At 41.3% G+C, this 21,874-nt stretch carries 23 protein-coding genes; 6 read left to right on the top strand and 17 right to left on the bottom strand.

Translation table 11 applies throughout. The annotated features are described in order from the left end of the window. Positions 1-5: 5 nt before the first annotated feature. The 16 genes from AB6E78_RS02920 to AB6E78_RS02845 all read right to left on the bottom strand — a co-directional run bounded on the left by AB6E78_RS02920 (position 6) and on the right by AB6E78_RS02845 (position 15,351). Complete coding sequence (locus AB6E78_RS02920; RefSeq protein WP_372112682.1) at positions 6-935, bottom strand: glycosyltransferase family 2 protein; 930 nt, start codon at positions 933-935, stop codon at positions 6-8. Next, positions 932-2,695, bottom strand: a complete 1,764-nt coding sequence (locus AB6E78_RS02915) for a hypothetical protein (protein ID WP_372132615.1) — start codon at positions 2,693-2,695, stop codon at positions 932-934. The genes AB6E78_RS02920 and AB6E78_RS02915 overlap by 4 nt, the downstream gene beginning before the upstream one ends. A 34-nt stretch (positions 2,696-2,729) precedes the next feature. Beyond that, on the bottom strand, positions 2,730-3,734 hold the full coding sequence (locus AB6E78_RS02910) for a lipopolysaccharide assembly protein LapB (RefSeq protein WP_102319928.1): 1,005 nt from the start codon (positions 3,732-3,734) through the stop codon (positions 2,730-2,732). Next, a complete protein-coding gene (locus AB6E78_RS02905) occupies positions 3,731-4,702 on the bottom strand; it encodes a type II secretion system F family protein (RefSeq protein ID WP_102319927.1) in 972 nt (323 codons plus the stop codon). Before AB6E78_RS02905 ends, AB6E78_RS02910 begins: the two co-directional genes overlap by 4 nt. 3 nt (positions 4,703-4,705) lie before the next feature. Continuing rightward, on the bottom strand, positions 4,706-5,671 hold the full coding sequence (locus AB6E78_RS02900; RefSeq protein WP_102319926.1) for a type II secretion system F family protein: 966 nt from the start codon (positions 5,669-5,671) through the stop codon (positions 4,706-4,708). A gap of 9 nt (positions 5,672-5,680) precedes the next feature. Continuing rightward, positions 5,681-7,132, bottom strand: a complete 1,452-nt coding sequence (locus AB6E78_RS02895) for a CpaF family protein (RefSeq protein ID WP_171732476.1) — start codon at positions 7,130-7,132, stop codon at positions 5,681-5,683. A 33-nt stretch (positions 7,133-7,165) separates the two neighbouring features. After that, complete coding sequence (locus AB6E78_RS02890) at positions 7,166-8,380, bottom strand: AAA family ATPase (RefSeq protein WP_102319924.1); 1,215 nt, start codon at positions 8,378-8,380, stop codon at positions 7,166-7,168. Between the two features lie 24 nt (positions 8,381-8,404). Continuing rightward, a complete protein-coding gene (locus AB6E78_RS02885) occupies positions 8,405-8,896 on the bottom strand; it encodes a TadE/TadG family type IV pilus assembly protein (RefSeq protein ID WP_102319923.1) in 492 nt (163 codons plus the stop codon). Then, the gene (locus AB6E78_RS02880; RefSeq protein WP_372132620.1) at positions 8,896-9,324 is read right to left on the bottom strand and encodes a TadE/TadG family type IV pilus assembly protein; all 429 of its coding nucleotides are present in this window, start codon (positions 9,322-9,324) and stop codon (positions 8,896-8,898) included. The genes AB6E78_RS02885 and AB6E78_RS02880 overlap by 1 nt, the downstream gene beginning before the upstream one ends. A gap of 2 nt (positions 9,325-9,326) precedes the next feature. Continuing rightward, positions 9,327-10,595 carry a Tad domain-containing protein gene (locus AB6E78_RS02875; protein ID WP_268671974.1) on the bottom strand — a complete coding sequence of 423 codons (1,269 nt, stop codon included), beginning with the start codon at positions 10,593-10,595 and terminating at the stop codon, positions 9,327-9,329. Positions 10,596-10,611: 16 nt separating this feature from the next. Then, positions 10,612-10,881 (bottom strand): hypothetical protein, encoded by a 270-nt coding sequence (locus tag AB6E78_RS02870; RefSeq protein WP_050652463.1) that lies wholly within the window; start codon positions 10,879-10,881, stop codon positions 10,612-10,614. Beyond that, positions 10,871-12,325, bottom strand: a complete 1,455-nt coding sequence (locus AB6E78_RS02865) for a type II and III secretion system protein family protein (RefSeq protein ID WP_372132624.1) — start codon at positions 12,323-12,325, stop codon at positions 10,871-10,873. Before AB6E78_RS02865 ends, AB6E78_RS02870 begins: the two co-directional genes overlap by 11 nt. 8 nt (positions 12,326-12,333) lie before the next feature. Next, complete coding sequence (gene cpaB, locus AB6E78_RS02860; RefSeq protein WP_059020093.1) at positions 12,334-13,083, bottom strand: Flp pilus assembly protein CpaB; 750 nt, start codon at positions 13,081-13,083, stop codon at positions 12,334-12,336. Beyond that, positions 13,076-14,425 (bottom strand): AAA family ATPase, encoded by a 1,350-nt coding sequence (locus tag AB6E78_RS02855; RefSeq protein ID WP_372132627.1) that lies wholly within the window; start codon positions 14,423-14,425, stop codon positions 13,076-13,078. The genes cpaB and AB6E78_RS02855 overlap by 8 nt, the downstream gene beginning before the upstream one ends. Before the next feature lie 37 nt (positions 14,426-14,462). Continuing rightward, positions 14,463-14,993, bottom strand: a complete 531-nt coding sequence (locus AB6E78_RS02850) for a prepilin peptidase (RefSeq protein WP_372132630.1) — start codon at positions 14,991-14,993, stop codon at positions 14,463-14,465. 169 nt (positions 14,994-15,162) lie between these two features. Next, complete coding sequence (locus tag AB6E78_RS02845) at positions 15,163-15,351, bottom strand: Flp family type IVb pilin (RefSeq protein WP_136973754.1); 189 nt, start codon at positions 15,349-15,351, stop codon at positions 15,163-15,165. A 193-nt stretch (positions 15,352-15,544) separates the two neighbouring features. Between AB6E78_RS02845 and AB6E78_RS02840 the strand changes: the two genes are divergently transcribed. The 3 genes from AB6E78_RS02840 (at position 15,545) to AB6E78_RS02830 (ending at position 19,314) form a co-directional block, all read left to right on the top strand. Next, positions 15,545-16,288: an AraC family transcriptional regulator gene (locus tag AB6E78_RS02840; protein ID WP_171732469.1), complete on the top strand. Its 744-nt coding sequence runs from the start codon at positions 15,545-15,547 to the stop codon at positions 16,286-16,288. A gap of 93 nt (positions 16,289-16,381) precedes the next feature. Then, a complete protein-coding gene (locus AB6E78_RS02835) occupies positions 16,382-18,070 on the top strand; it encodes an AMP-binding protein (RefSeq protein ID WP_136973756.1) in 1,689 nt (562 codons plus the stop codon). 338 nt (positions 18,071-18,408) lie between these two features. Further along, positions 18,409-19,314 (top strand): LysR substrate-binding domain-containing protein, encoded by a 906-nt coding sequence (locus AB6E78_RS02830; protein ID WP_372074603.1) that lies wholly within the window; start codon positions 18,409-18,411, stop codon positions 19,312-19,314. 130 nt (positions 19,315-19,444) lie between these two features. Here AB6E78_RS02830 and AB6E78_RS02825 read toward each other — a convergent pair whose 3' ends face one another. Next, positions 19,445-19,651 carry a DUF1127 domain-containing protein gene (locus AB6E78_RS02825; RefSeq protein ID WP_065584040.1) on the bottom strand — a complete coding sequence of 69 codons (207 nt, stop codon included), beginning with the start codon at positions 19,649-19,651 and terminating at the stop codon, positions 19,445-19,447. A gap of 103 nt (positions 19,652-19,754) precedes the next feature. On the opposite strand from AB6E78_RS02825, the gene AB6E78_RS02820 reads away from it, so the two are divergent. The 3 genes from AB6E78_RS02820 (at position 19,755) to AB6E78_RS02810 (ending at position 21,842) form a co-directional block, all read left to right on the top strand. Then, positions 19,755-20,705 carry a LysR substrate-binding domain-containing protein gene (locus AB6E78_RS02820; RefSeq protein ID WP_372132635.1) on the top strand — a complete coding sequence of 317 codons (951 nt, stop codon included), beginning with the start codon at positions 19,755-19,757 and terminating at the stop codon, positions 20,703-20,705. Positions 20,706-20,750: 45 nt separating this feature from the next. Then, entirely contained in the window at positions 20,751-20,966 is a 216-nt protein-coding gene (locus AB6E78_RS02815; protein WP_102319916.1) for a VF530 family DNA-binding protein, read from the top strand. 237 nt (positions 20,967-21,203) lie between these two features. Further along, entirely contained in the window at positions 21,204-21,842 is a 639-nt protein-coding gene (locus AB6E78_RS02810; protein WP_102319915.1) for a response regulator transcription factor, read from the top strand. The last annotated feature ends 32 nt before the right edge of the window (positions 21,843-21,874 follow it).

Genomic DNA, 21,874 nt, shown 5'->3' with positions numbered 1-21,874 from the left:
GAATCCTATTGAGATGGCTTGTGATCGTGACTTCTTAATATTGAAAGGATCCTCATCTCTCGTCTGCCGCGCGACACGTTGTCGAGTATCAAGCCGCAAAAGAAAGACATCACCGCGATAAGTGCAATTGAACTAGACAGAATAGCTGTTGGGACTCTTTCAACGAGCCCGGTATCAATAAAATCGATAATAACGGGAACCCCTAATCCCAATGAGATAAAGCAAAGCAACACCGACAAAGCACCGAAAAAAAACATCGGCTTTACGTCTCGTAGCAGGAACAAAATAAAGTTGAGGATTTTGATCCCATCACTCAATGTATTCAGCTTACTCGCCGTGCCTTCAGGCCTTGAGTGGTAATGAGTGGGTACTTCTTTGATCGACATATTATGGTGCAATGCATGCACGGTTAGTTCCGTCTCAATTTGAAAGCCATCACTGAAAATAGGAACCGTTTTTACAAACCGGCGACTCATCACTCGATAGCCAGAGAAAACATCATTCAATTGAGCATTGAACCCTTTATTTATCAGAGTCGAAAACATCTTATTACCCAAAATATGTCCTGCAGGATAAGCCTCGGAAGAGCGCTCTCGACTGCCAATGATCATATCGAGCTGTTCAGTAACCAGTTGTTCAATCAGTGTAGGGCAAATGGAGGCGTCGTAGGTATCATCACCATCAGCCATAATATAAATATCAGCATCAATATCTGAGAACATCCGTCGCACAACTTCACCTTTGCCCTGACGATACTCATGGCGAACAACAGCACCAGCTTGCAGCGCCTCTTCGACCGTGCCATCAGTAGAGTTATTGTCGTACACATAAACCGTCGCACTTGGTAGTGCACGTTGAAAGTCAGCCACCGTTTTTCCAACCGCTCCGGCTTCGTTATAGCACGGGAGTAACACCGCTATGGTTTGATTCTTCATGAGCTCTCCCTGACTCGAAACACTCGGTACCCATTTTCAATATTGTCGTACACAACATCTAACCAAGTTGGCGTATCTGAGCTGTACAGCTTATTGATCAATGCCTCCTCGCTAGCCGAGTCCTTTAAAATCAACAAATGCGGATCATTGCCAATAACAATGATATCGATGCTTTTCTCTATGATTTTCCGTTCGGCTAAGCTCAGATCTTCCTCTAGCATTACTTCAATAAGAAATTGGTTCCCAACAATATTTCGATGGTAAGGAGCAGCAATAATTCGATTATCCGTTTTTGCCAACACTGGAGCCCCCGTTTCAATCCCTGAAAGTATGGTGTGCGAATTTATATCGTTATCTTTTAACACCTTATGAATCTTCAGAGATTGCTCCTTTTGATCAAGAGTAGTTGTAATTTCTTCGGTTGGCGACAACGCGAGAATGACAAAGGCGACCGCTAGTGGTGATCCAGAAGTAATAACCGCTGCTTTTATGATGGAGGAACGGATGTAATCTGCTAACTGAAGAATCACGTATGCTTGGAGGGGAGCCGCTAGCACAAAACACAACCTCATGACTCTAATCTGCCAAAAGATCGCAAGGGCTAAATTGAACATAAAGATGAGATACAAAATTGCGCAGTGGTGATTTTTACGCTTAAAAAGTGGATACAAAGTGGCAGGAATCACGAGCAAAGCGTAATTCTCTATCGAGAAAAAACCATGACTTGCGACATATCTAACGACCGATTTCGCTTCCGTCACTTGGTCTAACCAATAGACTTTAAGTATTGGAGGGTAATCAATTAACAACGCACTGCTGAGTGATGGATAAAGCACTGCCACTGGGATTAAAAATAGAACAGCTAGAAATACGAACAGAAAAACCTTTTGCAGTAGACTGTTATCTTCATTCATAAACCGATGATAAACATTAACGAAAAGCCAGCCACAGAAGAAAAGGATGATGAGAACAAATGATATTTCGTCGTACTTAAAAACGAAAAACTCATCGTAAGGCCGATTTAATAAAACCGCACAAATCCCAAACAGAGCGGAACTCGCATACAACTTAGAGATATAGCCAAACCACTCATGGCGAACAAGACCGTAATACACGGTGTAAATCGCGAAAAAAAACATGAATAGCAAAACATTATCAAGCCCCGTCCATAAAGATAGAGACAGCAAGATAGATTGCGCATACACACGCCACGCATGGCGCAACTGCTCATGATTCAATGGCGTTAAAGCTAGAAATAGGACCGCGAAGACCAGCTGAATATTATGATGATCAATAGAACCGGGTAAAAAATGGATAATTGAAGGCGAAGAAATCGCAAACATCATACTAATAAAGCGATACTTGGCACCGAAGAGGTGGTCAGCTAGGTAAAAGCATGACAGCGAAAAAAGTAGCAAGTAAAGCAGAGGGACAAGAGAAATGGATATTGTATAAGCAAGATTATCATCGACGATAAACAACAATGGAAAAGCTACGAGCGATAAGATTAAATCAGGAAAGCGAGACCAATGAATAACAATGCCATCAGCGGCATTAAAATTATTCATTGGCTCTAGGTACCAATGTCCAGTTGCCATCCAATCCTGAAATTGAACGAAACGCATATAGTCGTCATTATCATTCAGGTTAAGAGCTGAAACACTCTCCCACTTGTAAATAAAGATCACTGTGGCACAAACTAGCCAAATGACAGAGATAACAATGATATCTTTATTAAAACTCTCACTTTTAGGCGACATGAATATCCTTTTCACTGAGCCAAAATTTAAACGACTATTGCTCCATCTCTCTCACTTCCGCTAGTGCTCTGTTTAAGTTTTCGTTCGCAACTCTGTAATACGATGGTTTCTTGTCTATTGCTTGCTGAAGGTAAGGAACGGCTTCATCCGGCTTACCTTGTAATATTAGGAAATACCCTACATTATTCAACGCTTCAGGCGTATCCATATGTCGCATAAACATATTAGTGGCTTTCTTAACATCACCGGAAGCCAGATAAATGAGGGCTAGATTGTTTTGGGCCTTCTCACTATTTGGCTCTAACTCTAGAGCTGAACGCGTGTACTGATACGCTTCCTTGTAATTGCCGTACATGTAATGGGAGTAGCCCATATTCAACAGAGCTTTGAATGAGTTTTTGTCTATCTGCAGTGACTTTTTGAAGTACTCTTGAGCTATCTGATGCTTTCCGTCGACATCTTCCAACACACCAATTCCCATATATGCTGATGCAGGAGACATACTGTCAACCTTCAAGCTAGCGACTTCACTTTGGCTTAACGCTTGGTGGTTTTTAATCGTTTCACTGCTTTTCAAACGAACTTGGTCGGCATTAATCGCTTTAAAGAAATAACTTCGACCTTCATCCGTTCGTCGCTGCTTCGTATACAAAACGCCTAATTCCTCCAGTACCTCGGTATGTGCTGGATTGAAATCTAAGGCCGCCAAATACGCTTTCTCGGCAAGCGCCGAGTTGCCACGAGATGAATGGATTTTACCTATAGTAAACAGCGTTTTGTCGTGAAACTCTTGCTCAGGAAAAGACAGAGAGCGGATGTATTCATACAAGGCTAGATCGATGTTGTTGTCCCTTAATGCTACATCACCACGCATGATCGCTTCTTTCTCACTCAAAGGAGGGTCATCATTCGTTAACGTATCTATCGGTTTACCGGAATACAGTTCTGCATCAAATTGATTCGTTGGCTCATCAGATGATGCACAACCGAGTAGTAGTATTGGTAGGAAAAGTAGAAGGAACTTATTGTATAACATCATAAACTTGCTCCCGGCGCACTCAATGCGTCCATTACGATAAGTAGTCCTGGGCCAAGTGCAACAATGAAAAAACAAGGCCAAATAAAAATCAGCATAGGAAATAACATTTTGGTCGGTATTTTCGCCGCAATTTCTTCAGCGGCTTGCTGACGTTTATCTCTAAAGTCTTCAGTATAATCACGAAGCGTTTGCGCTAAGCTACCGCCCATTCTCGATGCATGAGAAAGCAAAGAAACCAACCCTTCCAATTCGACTAAACCGGTTCGCTCGATAAGCTGTCTAAGCGCATCAGGCATAGTGACACCCGCTTGGATTTTAGCAAACACAGTCTCTAGTTCATCCGCAAGTTCCGGCTGAGAGACATAGATCTCAGATGCGACACGTCCAAGGGCTGCATTAAAACCAAGCCCAGACTCGGTACACACAACAAGAAGATCAAGCGCATCAGGGACACCATTTCTTATTTTTTTCTGACGCTCTTTTTGTAACTTGTTCAGAATAATATTTGGCGTAAATGTTCCGAGAAAAACACAAGTCATGATGAGTAAATTATTGTAATCTCCACCCAACGATATGTAATAGACCATAAAAGCAGCGACGATGCCTATTAAACTAGATAAAACCTTCAACGCGTAGAAAACTGATAACGAGCTCTTCTCATGGAACCCAGCATGCATCAGCTTTTCTGAGTAAGTTTCATTGTCCTTTTTATTACCTTTACTTATAAAGGGGCTTAATGATTCTAACGTATTAGAAAAATCATAAGGTTTTCGACCACCAGTACTCCCCTCTTCAGATATTTGTCTTAGCTTCTTATCTAAAGGAGATCTAGCACCTAAAAACAAGAACCCAATAGTCAATGTTAATAAGACAGTAGTGAGCAAAATCATCGCATAGATAACAGCCTGAGAGCTGATCCCAAACTCTGCTAACATCTGCTTCCAGACTTCAATATTTAATAATTCCATAAGTTAAATCTCTATACTGATGATCTTTTTAATCCACAAGGCTCCGATCGCCAAGAGAACAATACCGACACTGACCATCGATAGACCGCGAGGATCTTTGTAAAGTGGCTCGATATATTCAGGACTGGCTACCTTTAAGGCAAAAAATAAACCAAAAGGGGATAAGGTTAAGATCCATGCTGACAGACGGCTTTCAGCAGAGAGCGTTTTTACTTTCCTTTCTAACTTAAAGCGGGCTCTTAGTACTTCAGATACCTTTTGCAGGTTCTCTGATAGATTCCCCCCAGTTTCTTTTTGTAGCATTACTGCACTAGAAAAAGCCAACATTGATACGGTGGGAACTCGCTCTGCCATCTGTAAAATAGCTAAACGTAAGTCATAACCGTAATTAAGTAAGTTGTAGGTATTTTTAAACTCAGCACCGATAGGTTCAGGAAGTTCTTCACCAACTTCATTAAATGATTGAACAAGCGGTTGCCCTGCTTGCAGTGCTCGTCGGATAATATCTAAAGCCTCTGGAAGTTGCTCTTCGAATCGAGCCATTCTATAAGCCACTCGATTTTGTACATACAGATAAGATATAACCCAAACAGAAATGAATGCTGCTAAACTAATAAACCATTCTTGATTGGTCATTATTGATATCAATGTGAGCAAGACACCACAAAGAGAAACAATAAGTAAAAACCGGCTCAATGCTAATTTAAAACCAGCTAATTCCAACATTTTTTTTAATCCAGCAAAGTATGGAATAACTATTAACTTACGGTCTATAGGAGATAATTCTTTGTTATAATGTTCTTTTAATAAAGATAGACTCTCTTCATCGATATTACGTTGCGCCTCCTTCAAACGCCGAGACAACTCTTTATGCTTCGCTTTTTTCCCTGCAGCAGGTAATAACAAAGCTTGAGAGATAAAAAGCACCGCAATGAATAACAGACCTAATGAAACGCTTACATTATCCATAACCTCTCCTTAACCGTGAGTCTCAGTAAAGAGCTCGAAAGGCAGGTCGAGTCCACGTTTGACTAACTGGTCATGATATTGAGGAACTACCCCCGTTGCTGTGTAATAGCCGATAATATTGCCATCTTCATCAATACCTTGACGTTGGAAACGGAAAATTTCCGACATCGTAATCACCTCACCTTCCATACCATTGATCTCTTGGATGCTCACCATACGACGCTTACCATCTTCTTGTCGTTCCATCTGTACGACGAGGTGGATAGCCGAAGCTATTTGAGCTCGTAAGTTTTTGGTTGATATGTTCCACCCAGCCATCGAGAACATGTTTTCGACACGGCTCAAAGCATCACGGGGGGTATTCGCGTGAATAGTAGCAAGAGATCCATCATGGCCCGTGTTCATCGCAGCCAGCATATCAACCGCTTCGCTACCACGAACCTCACCAACCACGATTCGGTCGGGGCGCATACGCAGGGTATTTTTTACGAGTTCTCGCTGGCTGATTTCGCCTTTACCTTCAAGGTTTGCTGGGCGAGTTTCCAATCGAATAACATGAGGTTGTTGAAGTTGAAGCTCCGCAGAATCCTCAATGGTAATTATTCGTTGATCACGTGGAATAAAGCCAGAGAATATGTTTAACGTGGTGGTTTTTCCTGAACCTGTACCACCTGAAATCAATATATTGAGCTCGCCTTTTACTGCAGCTTCAACAAACTTAGCCATTTGGGGTGAAACTGAATTGTAGTCAATAAGGTTATCCATCGTTAAGCGATCCACAGCAAAACGGCGGATAGAAACAGAAGGGCCATCAAGTGCGAGAGGAGGGATAATAGCGTTCACACGTGAGCCATCAACCAAGCGCGCATCTACCATAGGTGATGCTTCATCGATTCGGCGACCAACCTGGCTTACGATACGGTCAATGATATTTCTTAAGTGGCGATCATCAAGAAAAGTATACGGCGTCTTTTCAAGTTTACCTCTTCGCTCGACATAAACGCTTTTAGGACCGTTGACCAAGATATCTGAAACGGTTTGGTCAGCGAGTAAAGGCTCCAACGGCCCAAGACCAAACACCTCATCTTCTATCTGCTTTATAACCCGCTTTCGCCCTTCAGCACTCAGCGCATGACTACCATCGTCAGCCATCAACTGTAAAATGGCTTCATGCAAGTCAACCTTAGCCCGCTCTTTTTCCAAACTTGAGAGTAATCCTAAATCTAGGGTCTCAAGCAGTTGCTTATGAAAAAAGTGTTTGATTGATAACTCTTGCTCTAACACTTTTCGAGCTTCATCAATCGCCTTTTCCTTTTCTACATTCGCTTCAGAACTGCGAGATTGACTAGACGTATCAACACTGGATAAACGCTCAACAGGGTTGGTATCTTCTGAGTCATGCGAAATCTGTTCTACTCTTTTTTCAAACTCTGGATTTACATTTTTTCGTTTAAAGAACATCACAATCCCTCGTGTTCACTATTCATCTACCCGTTATGAAAACCACTTTTTCAACCAGCCTTTTTCTTCTTGCTCTGGTGGTGAAAGAACGTGAGACAAATCGATGATAGAACGAGTAATTGAGCTTTTCTTTCTCGACTGAACTAACGGTTGCCCCAAATTGGCACTCTCTAGTGCCACTTTAAAATCATTAGGCATCAGGTGGATGTCGTGATTGCCCACCGCCTGCTCAATGTCTTTTAACTTTATAGAATGTCGTTTTTCGTAACGGTTAAGGATTACCTCTATTGCGTCGCTTTGTAAGCCGTACTCAAACTTCAGAGACTTAATTAATCTACTTGTGTTTTTTACTGACACTAAACTCTGCTGTAAAACCAGAAGCACTTTCGTTGCAGGTGATATAGCAGATGCAAATACATGATCTAACCCTCTAGATAGGTCGATCACCACATAAGGGTAAAAACGGCGCAATATAGGCAGCAGTCTGCCTATTTTTTGTGCCTGCTCGAAATCATCAGCATTGTTTTCATGTTTAAAGCTTAGAACATGAAGACCAGATTCATGTTTATTGACCAAAGTACCTAAGGAGATTTCATCTAGGTCATTCGCGCTATTTATTGCATCAGAAACGCTGTAAGTGGGAATAATATTTAAGTAATCAGGAATTACTCCAAATTGGAGATCAATATCGAGTAAGAGAACTTCATTTGGGTGTTGATTAGCCATCTCAATAGCGGTATTTAACGCTAAAGTGGTTGCTCCCATCCCTCCCTTGGTGTTCAAAAACAAGATAAATTCTCCATAACTGGAGTTTTCAAGCTTTTCGGAAGCCGTTTTCTTAAGCAAAGGGAGTAAGTCTGAAATAGTGACATTATGAGATAAGAAATCTGAGGCTCCTAAGCGAAGCGCAATTTTTAATGACCCGTTATCACTTTCGTCCCCGAGTACAACTAAAGATAAATCCTTATCCTCGAGCGATAAATCATACCCCTGTAACTCCACCATTTTTTGTGCCCAACTTCCACTTGCTTCTACAAAGATAAGCTCTGGAACATCAGCATTTTTTAGGTATTCCTCGCTCATTGCTGCGAGAGAAAATGATGTAACATGTACATTTCGACATTTCTTTAATTCAAGACTCATATGTGAAAGAAAACCTTCTGAGCTGTATATTAACCAGACCTTAAGGTTTGTTTTCAAACGCACAATATCACTCTCATTTGGCGTTATTTTAATTGCTTCCCCCATGCTACAACTCCTGTATAAAATAACTCATGGACATCTATTCCTTGTTTCGGAATCAGCTCTAACAACTCCTAAACTCTCAGCTGGCAAAATAGTTTCGAACGAAGGAGCTGTAAGATACCCACTAGTACCAAAAAAACTCAAATCTCCGATTAACTGAACGCCATATCCAGTTGCACTCGCCCTTACAAATTTAATGGTACTAAATACTGGATCAGTGTCGTAACCTGACGTAATTTCATTCCCATCAATATCTAAATAAGCAACTTCTAAATTGGCAGCGGTAAATCCTACAAGAGGAATATCTCCCACAACCATTGCGGCAATATTATCTCTATCTGCTACATAGCAAACCGTTGCTAACCTTGCTGCTTTCCTCGTGGCTTCACTTACCATCTGCAACGAAAACATATAGGCACCCAATGCCAAGATTATAAAAATCAAGAGAAAAATCAGCCATGACACTAATGTGAACTCTATGATAGCAAGCCCTTCAATACACCTTTTTGACTTTCTCATCACAGCACCCTCATAACCGAAGTCACACTTAATGGAATGGCAAAGCTCTCCGACGAAAAGGGAATAGACAAGAAATGTGGAACATAATCATAGGTAACACTTACTCGCACATAGCTATCACCAGATGGCTGAGTGACAGTGACATCTGCAGTCGTCAATGAAGATAACACCGCAGTCCCTACACTATTCTGTCCGTAAACCACCACATTTTGAATTTCGGAAGTCGGCGCAATAGTTCCACCGATCGTTCCATAGACTTCACTAACTGCGTAACGAGCACCGTTTTGCACAGATTTAGATATCACATTGTAATGGACTAAAATATTGCCAAATTCCAGCACCAATATCAGAAAGAACAGTAATACCGGGGTCGCTATAACCACCTCAATGGCTGCAAAACCACCCTGTAATTTATTGAATAGTTTCATGGTTACGACTCCCCACTATCTGGGTCCTTATACAATACGATTTTGTATGTCCCTTCCGTAGTCGAGTTAGTACTGCCAGATCCGCTAGCTACGCTACAAGAGTGTATAAATTCACCAAAAACTGCAGGCGTTCCTGAGTTATTGGTCGGCGCTTTTTGTAGCAAGAAGAAACAACCAATTTTGTTCACCGTAAATTCAGTCGCACCGCCACTTTTACCTGAACAATCCACCATAGGTATAGGTAATATACGACGCCAAGCAACACCATTAGCCGCACACCCAGAACCATTATTAGCTATGCATGTGTTAGTCGCTGATTCATATTGAGCATAGGTATAACTGCCGTCAAAATCGATATCTCCCGTACTAGCATCGATCGTAATCTCATTAGTAGGCTCAGTCGTTACATAATCAGTGGGGTAATCTGATGCCGATAATCCTCCACCATAATCACCAAATCGAGTATTTAAGCCATCACCGGTAGGACCAACCGTTCCTCCTGGTTTGGTGGTTATATCGTCACCTATTGCAACAGGATAACTATAGTCCCCCCCTAGACCTTCTTTTACCGTTTTACCACCAGAGCCAAAGTCCAATAGGTGGTAATTTCCATTACCCATTTCAGATAGTTTGTTATCTCCAACTTTCAAAGCATGAACGGTACCGACTTCATAGCCAAAAACATTCGTTATTTCTTCACCAGTTACATCATGAAAGCCATCTTCAGGATCTATATCATTGTCAGATGTCCCATCACCAATACATACACCTATTGGTACAACGTTATTTACAACTTCTTGCCCTGAACTGGGGCCCGCAACAGCACTAGCAGATACCTCTTTATCAAGGCCAAATAATTGAATAAAGAATTCACTCATACCCAATGAATCTACTCGAACACGCACATAAACATCATCGTCGATGCCAAAAGTAGCCGTGCCCGTAAAGTCTTGAGGATCATTAGAGTAATCGATACTGATTGAAGCGGTTGAAAAATCAAACTCGTGGTTTCCCGTCGAGCCAGCCATGGCATTTAATGCAGTGCCAACCTCGGCATCTACTGCATCTTTATCCTTACTATTATCCAAAATAGTTGCGGCAGCTAAAGCAGCTGAATCTACCGCATTTTGTAACCGTGTTTTGTTCACAACCATATGGTTGATATCTACAGCTAACGCTGAGACGGCTAAAAAAACCAACAAGGCAGCAGTAATCATAATCACCACTAATCCTTTCTGTTTTTTCGGACTTTGTGATACTCGATACAACATGTGAGTACCTCCAGATTTAATTAAACTCTTCTAAGATCTGGCTACTACTTCCGGACAGGTCATTTTCACCTCTGCCAACATATCTGTCGTAACCAGTCTGCATCCGCTCCCCTGTACCATCAGGTACTTCGAGTAAATTCTCTTGGGTCGCATTAGGGTTATACGTTTGCTCAGTTTTCACTAGTGCTACTGAGTGCCCTAAACGAGCATCGTTCGCACAGCCAACTAACACCATCACGAGAAAGACCATCATTATTCTAATCATATCCATCTCCTTATAAATCATGACCAAATGAGCCTTCGCTACCACCATCAGTCGGCGATACAGTCTGTGTCGATTGAGATTGCTCGGAGTCCGACTCTGACGGTTCAGCGATGTAAGCGCTTCGGCCTAATAAGTAATATTCCAAGTCATTGGGGTCAACGAAAGCATCCGTAGGTAACGTCACTTTCGTTCGATCGATTGGTTTGGCAAGTCTAGGAGTAACAAGAATAACGAGTTCTGTTTCGCCAGATACATACTCTTGGCTATTGAAAAGCTGACCTAAAATTGGCACATCACCAAAACCTGGCATTTTATTACTGATGTCTCTAACGTTTTCACTCAATAAACCTGCGATACCGATAGTTTGTCCATCGGCTAATTCAAGTGTCGACGATGCGCTTCGTCGAGTAATAGGAGGTATAAAGTAAGTCGCATTAGTAGTACCAGGGTCAATCGTTAACGAACTACTGTTGGCAATTTCACTCACATCAACGGCCAAATTTAGATTGATTTTCTTGTCGCTAAGAACCGTAGGGATGAACTTTAACCCAACGCCATATTCTTTATACTCAATGGTAATACCATCTTCGTCAGGCACCGGAATAGGGAACTCACCACCCGCTAAAAATTCAGCTTTTGAGCCACTTAATGCGGTTAAGTTAGGTTCTGCTAAAACTTTCGCCACACCATTTTGTTTTGCTACGTCCAATGCGAAAGTAAACAATGTATTGCTATCAATGAAAGATCCCAAAATACCGTAATCCGTAGAAGTGGGAATATCAAAGATAGGCGTCGCACCCAGAACACCAGCAGGCACTGAAGATGCCCCCCATGAAAAGTCTGAACCACTGGTTTGGAAGAAATGGAAATTGGCGTCAAACTTTCTTACCAAGCTTCGTTGAACTTCGGCTACGGTCACCTCTAACATGACCTGTTGAGCCCCACCAATCGACATTAAATTGATAACCCCCGTAGCCGCAGCTTGTTCACTACCACTCTCTTTCGATTCATCAGCGGTTTGCCCAGATGAATAGGTTTCTGCAATTCTAATTGCCACATTCATCTGCTGTTGATTACTCACCTGTCCACTTAACAACAGACGATTTTGAGCACTGTGCACTTCGATAGTTTCATCAGGAAGAAACTCATATAATTTAGCTTTGAGGCTATTAAGATCATGAGTAACCTCAATGTTAATAGACTCAATCAACCGACCTCGAGAGTCCCAAGCCATTAGGTTTGTCGCACCTAATTTTTTACCAATTAAAAACACTTCATTTGATTTTAAAATTACAATATCTAAAACTTCAGGATCACCAAGAGAAACCTTCGCCGCTTTTCCCGACAGCACGACATGCGTAGATTTATGATGTGGAACCGTGACTGTTTTTCCCGTTTGTAACGCCGCAACACTGGCCGTCGAAATACAAATTAGGCTCAAAACACACGCAATTAATATTCTCATATTTCACCTCAATCCTTGACGCGCACATTAGATGTTTCTGTACCTTTGATAATGGTGACACTTGGTCTAGGCACATATCGACGAACCACTTTTTTCTCAACTTCATGTGGGTTTCTCAAAGTCAGCTGAATACTGCCTTTGCTTTTAGCCGTGAGAAGTTTCTCGGCCTCTTTCGGCGTCATCTCAAGAGTTACCGCTCGTACAATAATTGGACTGTTTTCATTCGTTTTAGCCGTTTGATCTACAGCCAAAACCTTAATATCTTTAAGAACCGTTTGAGTAGCTGCAGAATTTTTTCCGTAAGAAACCGTATTGAGAATATCAACCTTGTTACCCGGTAATAAGAAACCTGCCACACCAATAACATCATCAACACGTATCGTTACCGCACGTTTATTTTCAGGGATAAGAGCTGCAAGCGTTGACCCTTCTCCTGGTACAGTAAATCGTAACTTGTGAAGCACCTCTCCGGCATAAATGGTATTAGCGACAACCTTACCGATTAGCTCAGATTGATCCGAATAGTTGTTTTCATTGATCCAATCAACTTCCATCAACTTCGTCGTTAAATACTGCTCTTCAATTATGGTTCCAGCTTCGATTTCTTGTGATGCGACAACAACGGGGTGACGCTCGACCGTTTCAACTTCAACGGTTGGCTGAACTTGATCATCCATCCACTGCTTAGCAAAAAATACAGCCGCTAAGCCGAATACTACGGACAGTAAAAACAGTAGGAAAACTTGACTCTTATTCATTATTCTCTTCCTCGTGTCCATCAGAGGTAAAATAAACTTCCCATGCCATGGAAAGAATATCGAATGTGATAACAGGTGGGAGTTGCTCAAACGAAAGAATGTCTTTGCTTATACCAACGAGATCTTTAGGTAAGCAAGGGAAAAGAGGCACTTTTAGAAGCGTGTGCATTTGAGACAAACGCTCAAAGAAACCATTTTGAAGTTCTAGTTCTTTTTCAGCGACCACGCTCATCCACAAAGTTTCATAATCTCGCTGATTTAAAGGTTTAAATTCAATTTTGTAGCCCAAGCGACGTAAAAACGCCGGATCGCTTATTTTCTTGGGGTTTAAGTTAGTGGAAAAGGCAAGAGTTAGAACAAACGGCATCGTTATCTGCTGACCATTGGGCAACGATAAATAATCAAAAGAATACTCCATCGGAACAATCCATCGATTTAACAATGCATCTACAGGTATTGGTTGACGACCAAGATCATCAATAACGAAGATCCCATTGTTAGCCATCATCTGTACCGGTGCTAACCAGACTCGGCTGTTCTCTGAATGATTTACTTCAAGCATATCCATGGTAAGCTCACCACCCACCTGAATATTCGGTCTCTCACAGTTAAGCCAACGTTTATCATATTGGTCTTTTAGCGAGATAGCGTTGGTACTCCCGTTTCTATCTAAAGATTTATGGTGCTGTGCTGAGAAAACCTTGATGATATTTCCAAGAGCGTAGACTGCATAAGGAATAAATACGGAGGTATGCAAGGCATTCACAATACGGCTCGCGACAAAGGTTTTGCCAGTACCAGCGTGGCCATATAACAACAATGCTCGTCCAGAATTTATTGCAGGTCCCAGCACAGAGATCATTTTGTCTACGCCGTAAACATCACTTAGCGCAGCTTCGACATGTGGACGAGTCACCAACTCTGCTCTCAAATCTTGTTGTTTTACAATCTCACTGTATTGAGCAAGCGAAACGGGAGCTGGGCCTAAATAAGCATCTCGCTTAAAAGCCAAATCAGCTTCTTCAAATCCTTTCTCTGAAAGGGAATAACGAACGTGACTATGTGAGGCCGATGAGAGAGAAAGATCTGAAGTCGGTTGAAAAACCTCAATCAATGACTTTTTTCTCAAAACAGCCAGAGTACTTTCCACAATGTGGGTAACAACACATAAATAATTAGAGAGCTCTAACACATCCGACTTAGGGTAAGCAGACAAGTGTTTGAGCACGAGGTTTTCAATAACCACTTCAGGAACACCCAACATATCAAGAGATGTCGGGACCGTTGGGGCTGAAATTTGAGGCGTCAAAGTTGTTGGAGCACGATGCCCTATAGAATCCATAAATATCTCTCCCCATAAAAAGCAACCAACAACGGATTTAAGTAAAATAGCTATACATCGCTAATCCTATGACAACAGAGGGGGCAAAAGGCATTGTCACTTTATTTAAGTATCGATTATGAAAATTAGTACGCTCATCTTTGACTGGTGAAACACCACTCAATAAAATAAGTTTATTTTGGAAATAACCTTTAATGCTGACACTACTTGAGTTAGCGTAGTTATACAGTAAATAAAAGGATCCGATCATCCCAGAGGCAAGTAAGATAAAGTACGACGCATCAAGTATTTGTCCCCACCCAAGATACAATCCCACAACACCCAATAACTTCACATCACCTGCAGACATCGCTCTCATAAAATACAAAAGCAAACCAAACCCAAAAAGTACGACAAGCCCTGCTAATGAAGACAAGAAAAAACCCAACGTATAATTGCTATCAAACATTGACAAAAAATAAACAAATAAAAGAAGAGTCAATATTTTATTAGGTATACGATGCTTCTCAACATCGTATACAGAAACTGCAATTAGCAGCGCCCAAAAAGCAGAAGGCTCATTAATCATATTTTCTATTTATACACTCGATATAATACTCTGGAACTTACTAAGTAAGGCTGTTGCCATTCCAGAAAAAATGAATCCAACAGCAAGAACAAGTGAAGCAGCACCAATCACGTATTCGACCGTAGTAAGCCCTTTTTGCTGTCTTGCTCTTTTCTTATCCATGATAGTATTAACCACCCGAAGTGTTACCAACATTGGCAACAATAGTGTTTAGTTTAGTTGCCAGTGTATTTCCTAGGCCTGAAAATACAGTTGTTAAGCCTAAAACCAATAATGCTGCACCGATTACATACTCGATTACAGTCAACCCTTCTTCATCTTTCATGAATTCTTTGCAATTATTCAAAAACTTACCCATGACAACCTCTCCTTGATTTTCATAACAGGCTTCGTTTACCTGTAAAGTAAATCTAGAGGTGAGTCACACATTCGGTTAGGATTTTTTTGCCATTTACTTGCACTTTTTTGTTGTACTTCTAATCTCTGTAATAACTCCCTTATTTCTAAATTTTCACATCTGGCCCTTTATATATGATACAGGTTTAGTAGAAATGAAATTAATAACACCACTGCTATCAGATATAGATAGCGAGTTTAATTCAATTATTATAAATAAAATTAGTCGCTACTTCCCTGTGGAAAATTTTCAACAAGATATATCAGTTATCAGTAACTTAGATGTAAGAATTGTATTTTTCATTTTAAATAGAGAAAGTGAAATTCAATTACTTACCATGGCATTATCTATTTGTAAAAACCTAAACAAGCGGATAGTTTTAATTTCTCCATTTGAGATACCTAATATCATTCGAAATCATAAGAATATATTTTTCATTATAGAAACGAGTAACAATCATCTGACCAGTGCCTTCGAAGAATTAAAGAGTAAAACACAGCATATCTTTGAAGCACACTTCGACCTCGATAGAGACATGAATAGCAACAACCAGGAGCCGACCAAGCAGTTTACTTCTGAAGTTGTTAATTTTGTTATGGATAACATTAACAAGGAAATAAGAGAAACGGACATAGCTGAAAAATGTCACTGTTCAGCAACCTATTTTTCTAAAAAGTTTCATCTACACTTTGGAGTAAGCTTTAGAGACTTTGTGTGCGATAAACGAATACTGTTAGCCAAAAAGTTGATTGAGGCGGATACCGAATCAAAAATAGCTGTAATTTCTTATCAATGTGGCTACAAGGATGTGTCGTATTTTTCAAGAATTTTTAAGAAAAGGACGGGGGTAACCCCTGCAAGCTACAGACGTGCCTGCACAGATAACAGAAAACGCTAATTTTACTCCCTAAAAGAAAAAATCATGGTACATTTAACATGATTTTAACAAAAATAACCAAAAATAACTTAGCGAAAAACATGGAGTTAGACAATGATTCAGCCTAACGAGTTTAGCCAAGAACAAGCAACAGCTCTCCCTACACCCAATGACATGATTTTAAAATGGGCAGAAGAACGCCCAGATGAAGTCTATTTGAAACAGATTATTAACCGCCAATTTGTCGAATTTACTTATAAAGAAGTAGCCGACAAAGCACTGAAATTAGCGTCAGCATTAGAAGGACTCGGAGCCCAACCTGGCGATCGAGTCGCTCTCGTATCGAAAAACTGTGCAGAATGGTTCATCTGCGATCTTGCCATGATGTTAGGAGATTTTGTCAGCGTCCCAATCTTTCCTACAGCGGGTGCAGATACCATTCAATACTGTATTGAACACAGTGAATGTAAAATTGTGATTGCAGGTAAGCTTGACGATCCTAAAGCCACTCAAAAAGTACTTGATGACAATCCGAGCTTAGTGAGTATTTCACTGCCATACGACAGCGCAGCGAAGTGCCAACACACTTTCGAACAGCTCATTGATACACATGAACCATCAACCAAACGCCCTCAGCATCACGACGATAAGCTGATGTCACTTGTTTATACATCGGGTACATCAGGGCTACCAAAAGGCGCAATGCTCACCTACGGCGCGTTTACTTGGTCTGTTCAAAGGTTGATTGATCATATTGGAATCCAACCTGGCGATCGCCTGTTTTCTTACTTACCACTTGCTCATATTACAGAACGCGTTTACATCTTTGGTTCTTCAGTGATGGGGGGCGTGGTTACGGCTTTCCCTGAATCTTTAGACACCTTTATTGATGATGTGAAAATGCATCGCCCTACACTGTTTATCTCAGTTCCTCGCTTATGGACTCTGTTCCAGCAGCGAATCCAAGACAAATTGCCACAGAAGAAACTGAACTTCTTACTGAAGATTCCGTTTATCAACAACATCATTAAGAAGAAACTTGCTGATGGCTTAGGGTTAGACCAAGCTCGCGTTCTTGGATGTGGTTCTGCACCTGTATCACCCGCTCTACTCGCATGGTATGAGAGTGTTGGCCTGCACATTACCGAGGCATGGGGCATGACAGAGTCTTTCGCCTACAGCACGCTCAACTACCCATTCAGAGCCGATAAAATTGGTACGGTTGGTAATGCAGGTCCAGGGATCGAACTCAAAATAGCTGAAGATGAAGAGATTCTAGTTCGAGGCAAAGGCTTATTCTCTGGTTACTACAAGAATGATATTGCAACCCAAGAGTCTTTTAACTCGGATGGTTGGCTTCATACCGGTGATATCGGTGATATCGATAGTGAAGGTTACCTAACGATTCGTGGGCGTAAGAAAGATACCTTTAAAACCGCTAAAGGTAAGTTTGTTGCCCCTGTACCAATCGAAAACAAACTGTTTGAGTACAGCCGCGTAGAAATGATGTGTTTGATAGGTCTTGGCCTACCTGGTCCAATCCTACTTGTGGTACCGCATGACTTCCCTAATTTCGATCGAGCTCGCTATGAGAAAACGACAAAGCGCGTTATCGAGAAAATGAACGAGCAGCTTGGTTCACACGAGAAGATCAAAGGTGTATTGATGATTAAGGAACCATGGAGCATTGAGAATGGCGTGTTAACCCCGACTCTCAAAATCAAGCGACATATCCTTGAGCAGAAATACCATGAAGTTGGTCATAACTGGCCGAAAGATAAATTGGTGGTTTGGGAAGAATAATTAAAATCGAGAGGGAGCCATTATGGCTCCTTTTTTGTAAGCTCACATTATAAGTACTTAGTATAATCCGCAGCATCACTACTCTCGTAATCTAAGCCGACATCCTTTCTCATTCGATGACTTAACGATTCCAAGCAAACAACTTGTCTAGATTTAGTCGGCTTCCTCACCTTAGTATTATCATTGATTTTAAGTACCTGAGTAACAAATATACCGACCCAGCAGGTTATTGCTTTCATGTTCTCTCTCTTGTATTCCCTGTTTATTTATCGCTATTATGAAAACAACCTGTTCGATAAGCGAACAATCATTATTAACAAGAACTATAAGCTGAGATTATGGACAATAGACTGCGTCACCTTTCAGGCCTCCGTTACTTTGAAGTTGCAGCACGCTTGAGCAATTACAGTAAAGCGGCTGAAGAGCTGTTCGTCACTCAGGCAGCAGTCAGCCAGAAGATTCGACAGTTAGAAGAACAGGTTGGATGTAAGCTCTTTATTCGTAAGGGGCGTGCAATGACTTTGACACATGAAGGGCACACACTTTTTAGACATGTCTCTGATGGATTTCAAGAGGTTCTGCTGGGGTTAAACAAGATCCAATCAGAACCTATTCAAGGGTTGCTTGTTGTTAGAAGTCCCCCTTCTTTTGCTTCTCGTTGGTTGCTGCCTAGGCTGTGGAAGTTCTCGGTAAAACACCCAGAGATCCCAATTAAGGTGCTCACAGGGTCTGACACCCCAAATTTAAAACATGGTGAGATTGACGTGGCTATTCTGCAGGGCGAAGATCTGTGTGTTGAAGAAGGCTTAACTCTCGAGATGCTAATCAACGAACCGGTTTACCCTTTTTGCTCCCCTGAACTCGCAAACTCTTTGAACTTCACATCACCTGAACAACTCCTCAAATGTTGGCTGATTCAGTTTGATAGCGGTTGTTTCCCGTGGGAGGAATGGTTTAGGCAAGCAAACATATCGACTCAAAGCAGCACCATTCAGTGGATGGAAGTAGGAACCTTTGATATGGGGCTAACCACGGTCATGGCAGGGCATGGGGTTTGCTTGGCAACAGACAGCTTGGCTGGTGACTTCATCGAACGCGGCTTGTTAGTGAAGCCCTTTAATATTGGCATGACACCTGGTGTTCAAGTAAACCTATGCTTTGATCCTAACTCCCCGAGAGAAGAGCGCATTACCGCGTTCACCAATTGGTTGCACGAAGAAGTAAACGAGCTATTGGAGAGTTAAATCTCATCTCTCACTTCTTTATATAAACCATCAACCTAACTCAACATAGAACGGTAACGTAAACGTCCCGACACCGACAAAACTATGTTGAGTTAAAGCAACGTCGAGTTAAAAGCTACGCTACCTTGAATCACTCCCAAAATGACTTCTTCAGTTCTTTCTCGACTTGTTCCGACGTAATCCCAATATCTCTCAGTAAATAATCGGGTAGCTCAGACAGTTGCTTTCTGGTTCTACGATTTTGAAAGTACAGGTCTAATTTAGAATAGAATTTCTTAATTGATAATGATGATAAAAATGAATGGTTGGTATTTGCTGTTGCTGTGATCGTATTCATAGCCTTTCTCCTGTTGATCTTTTGCTTTGTTATGGTCAATAATCGACCAACAGAGCAACATCGACAAACGATAGATACTGGCATTCAGTTAAGGAAAACTAATGTGAGAGAACGAACCCCACCATTCCAAGGGATCTATTACTTTTACACGGCGGCTGAAACTGGCAGTTTTAAGCTCGCCGCACAAAAGCTATTTGTCACGGCAGCTGCCGTCAGCCAACAAATTCGCCAACTTGAAGAGTGGTTAGGTGCAGACTTGTTTATTCGTCAGCACCGAAAAATAGTACTCACTCATGAAGGTGAAGTACTGTACCAGCAAGTGAAGAAAGGCTTTGCTCATATTCAAGATGGGGTGAGACGCATCAACCAAGATCCAAACCCCACTCAGCTGTCGATCTCTACCGTGCCTTCCTTTGCTCAGCATTGGCTCGTACCGAGAATAGGCGACTTTCGCGATCGCCACCCTGATCTATCCATGTTAATTGAGCCGACTAATAAGCTAGTCACATTTGAAGATTCTAATGTCGATATCTGTGTTCGATATGGTCATGGAGACTACCCAAACATCGAATCACGCTGGTTGATGGACGAGGTCATTTACCCGGTTTGCCACCCTATCTATCAAGAGAAACACGGTATCTATGACATCGACGATCTGCATAAAGCGGAACTTATTGAAGACCGTTGGCCTGATATGGATTGGAATCTCTGGTTACAAGTCGCAGGGGTAAAAGCTGGCCGCACATCATTGCAATTTGATGGCTCTCATTTTGTGCTAGAAGGTGCGCTATCCGTTCAAGGTGTCGCGCTTGTTAAACACAGCTTGGTATACCGCTACTTACAAGAAAAGAAATTGGTGCGGATCGGAAACATCGCGCTGAAGCCTAAATACAATTATTTTTTGTGCGCGCCTCCGGGTTACTTTCATCGAGAGAAGATAAAACGTTTCGAAGAATGGATGCAGGCTCAGGTTAAATTATTTGGTGATACAGGTAGAGAAGAGCTTTCGATTATCCACACCGATTACGAACTCAAATGGTCGGATAATTCATAAAGCGAAACTGGTATACTTAGCTCAAATAAATGGCGAGAACATCTCATGACACAAGACAATAATCCACTTCACGGTATCACGCTACAGAAGCTACTGACTGAATTGGTTGAACATTACGGTTGGGAAGAGTTGAGTTACATGGTGAACATCAACTGCTTTAAAAAAGACCCAAGCATTAAATCGAGCTTAAAGTTTTTGCGTAAAACAGATTGGGCACGTACCAAGGTAGAGCAAATCTACATCCAACTAAAAACTAGCTAGTCCCTACCTTTAACAAACGCACCATTTACGGTACTAAAGTATGAACCCATTGGTGCGCATTCCATTCAATTTTATTATTTTCCTTTGAAAATCAATAATTAAAACAAATAGCACATCCATTCCATTGAATAATGCTCAATCAATACTAATATTATTGAACCAGAGACAGTGGGATAACTCCCCATTAACCTAGCGATTAATAAAGATTTTGTGTATGAGTAAATAGAGAGGTCAATCATGGAAGTTGATTCTGAACTCGCGTTAGACATTCATGTCCTTACCCGCAATAATTCATACTATAGGGTGATAAAAGACCTACTTTCGGTATCTATTCCTAGCGCGCAAATCACTCATTCCCAATGCTTTGTGCAAGTACCGAAACTCGAACCTGAAACGGTTGTTTTATTTGATATTCAAACAATGCCATGCCCCAAAAGATACGGATTTATCCTACATGAACGAAACGAATTTTGGTTAGCAGTCAATGTGAATGACAATACCTCTACAGTATGGCTAGAGAAAGGCTTTTCAGGGCAAGTCGGTCAGCACTTTGAGTTTATATCGAAAGCAATTTTATCTGTTTATCAAGAAGATATATGGTTCCCAAGGTCAGTGTTAAATAAGCTGGTTTCTTCCTATCAAAGCAATGAGCCTAATTATGAATCAGCTTGCGAAAATATAATCAATTACAAAGAGTTAACTAAAAAGGAAAGGGATACCTGCACATTGATGCTAAAGGGGCTTTCAAACTCTCAGATTGCATCTCAGCAGCACGTCAGTATCAATACAGTGAAAACTCACTCATCAAACTTACTTCGTAAATTAAACTTACGATCGAGATATGAACTTCTTGCTCAAGTAAAAAGCGCTAACTAGGTAGCAACAAGGTTAAATCAAAAGAAAAATGA

The organism is Vibrio sp. 10N.247.310.98 (assembly GCF_041467395.1).
GTDB lineage: Bacteria > Pseudomonadota > Gammaproteobacteria > Enterobacterales > Vibrionaceae > Vibrio > Vibrio crassostreae_C.
The sequence above is the reverse complement of the archived record's forward strand: the minus strand, read 5'-3'. Positions and strand labels throughout refer to the sequence as shown.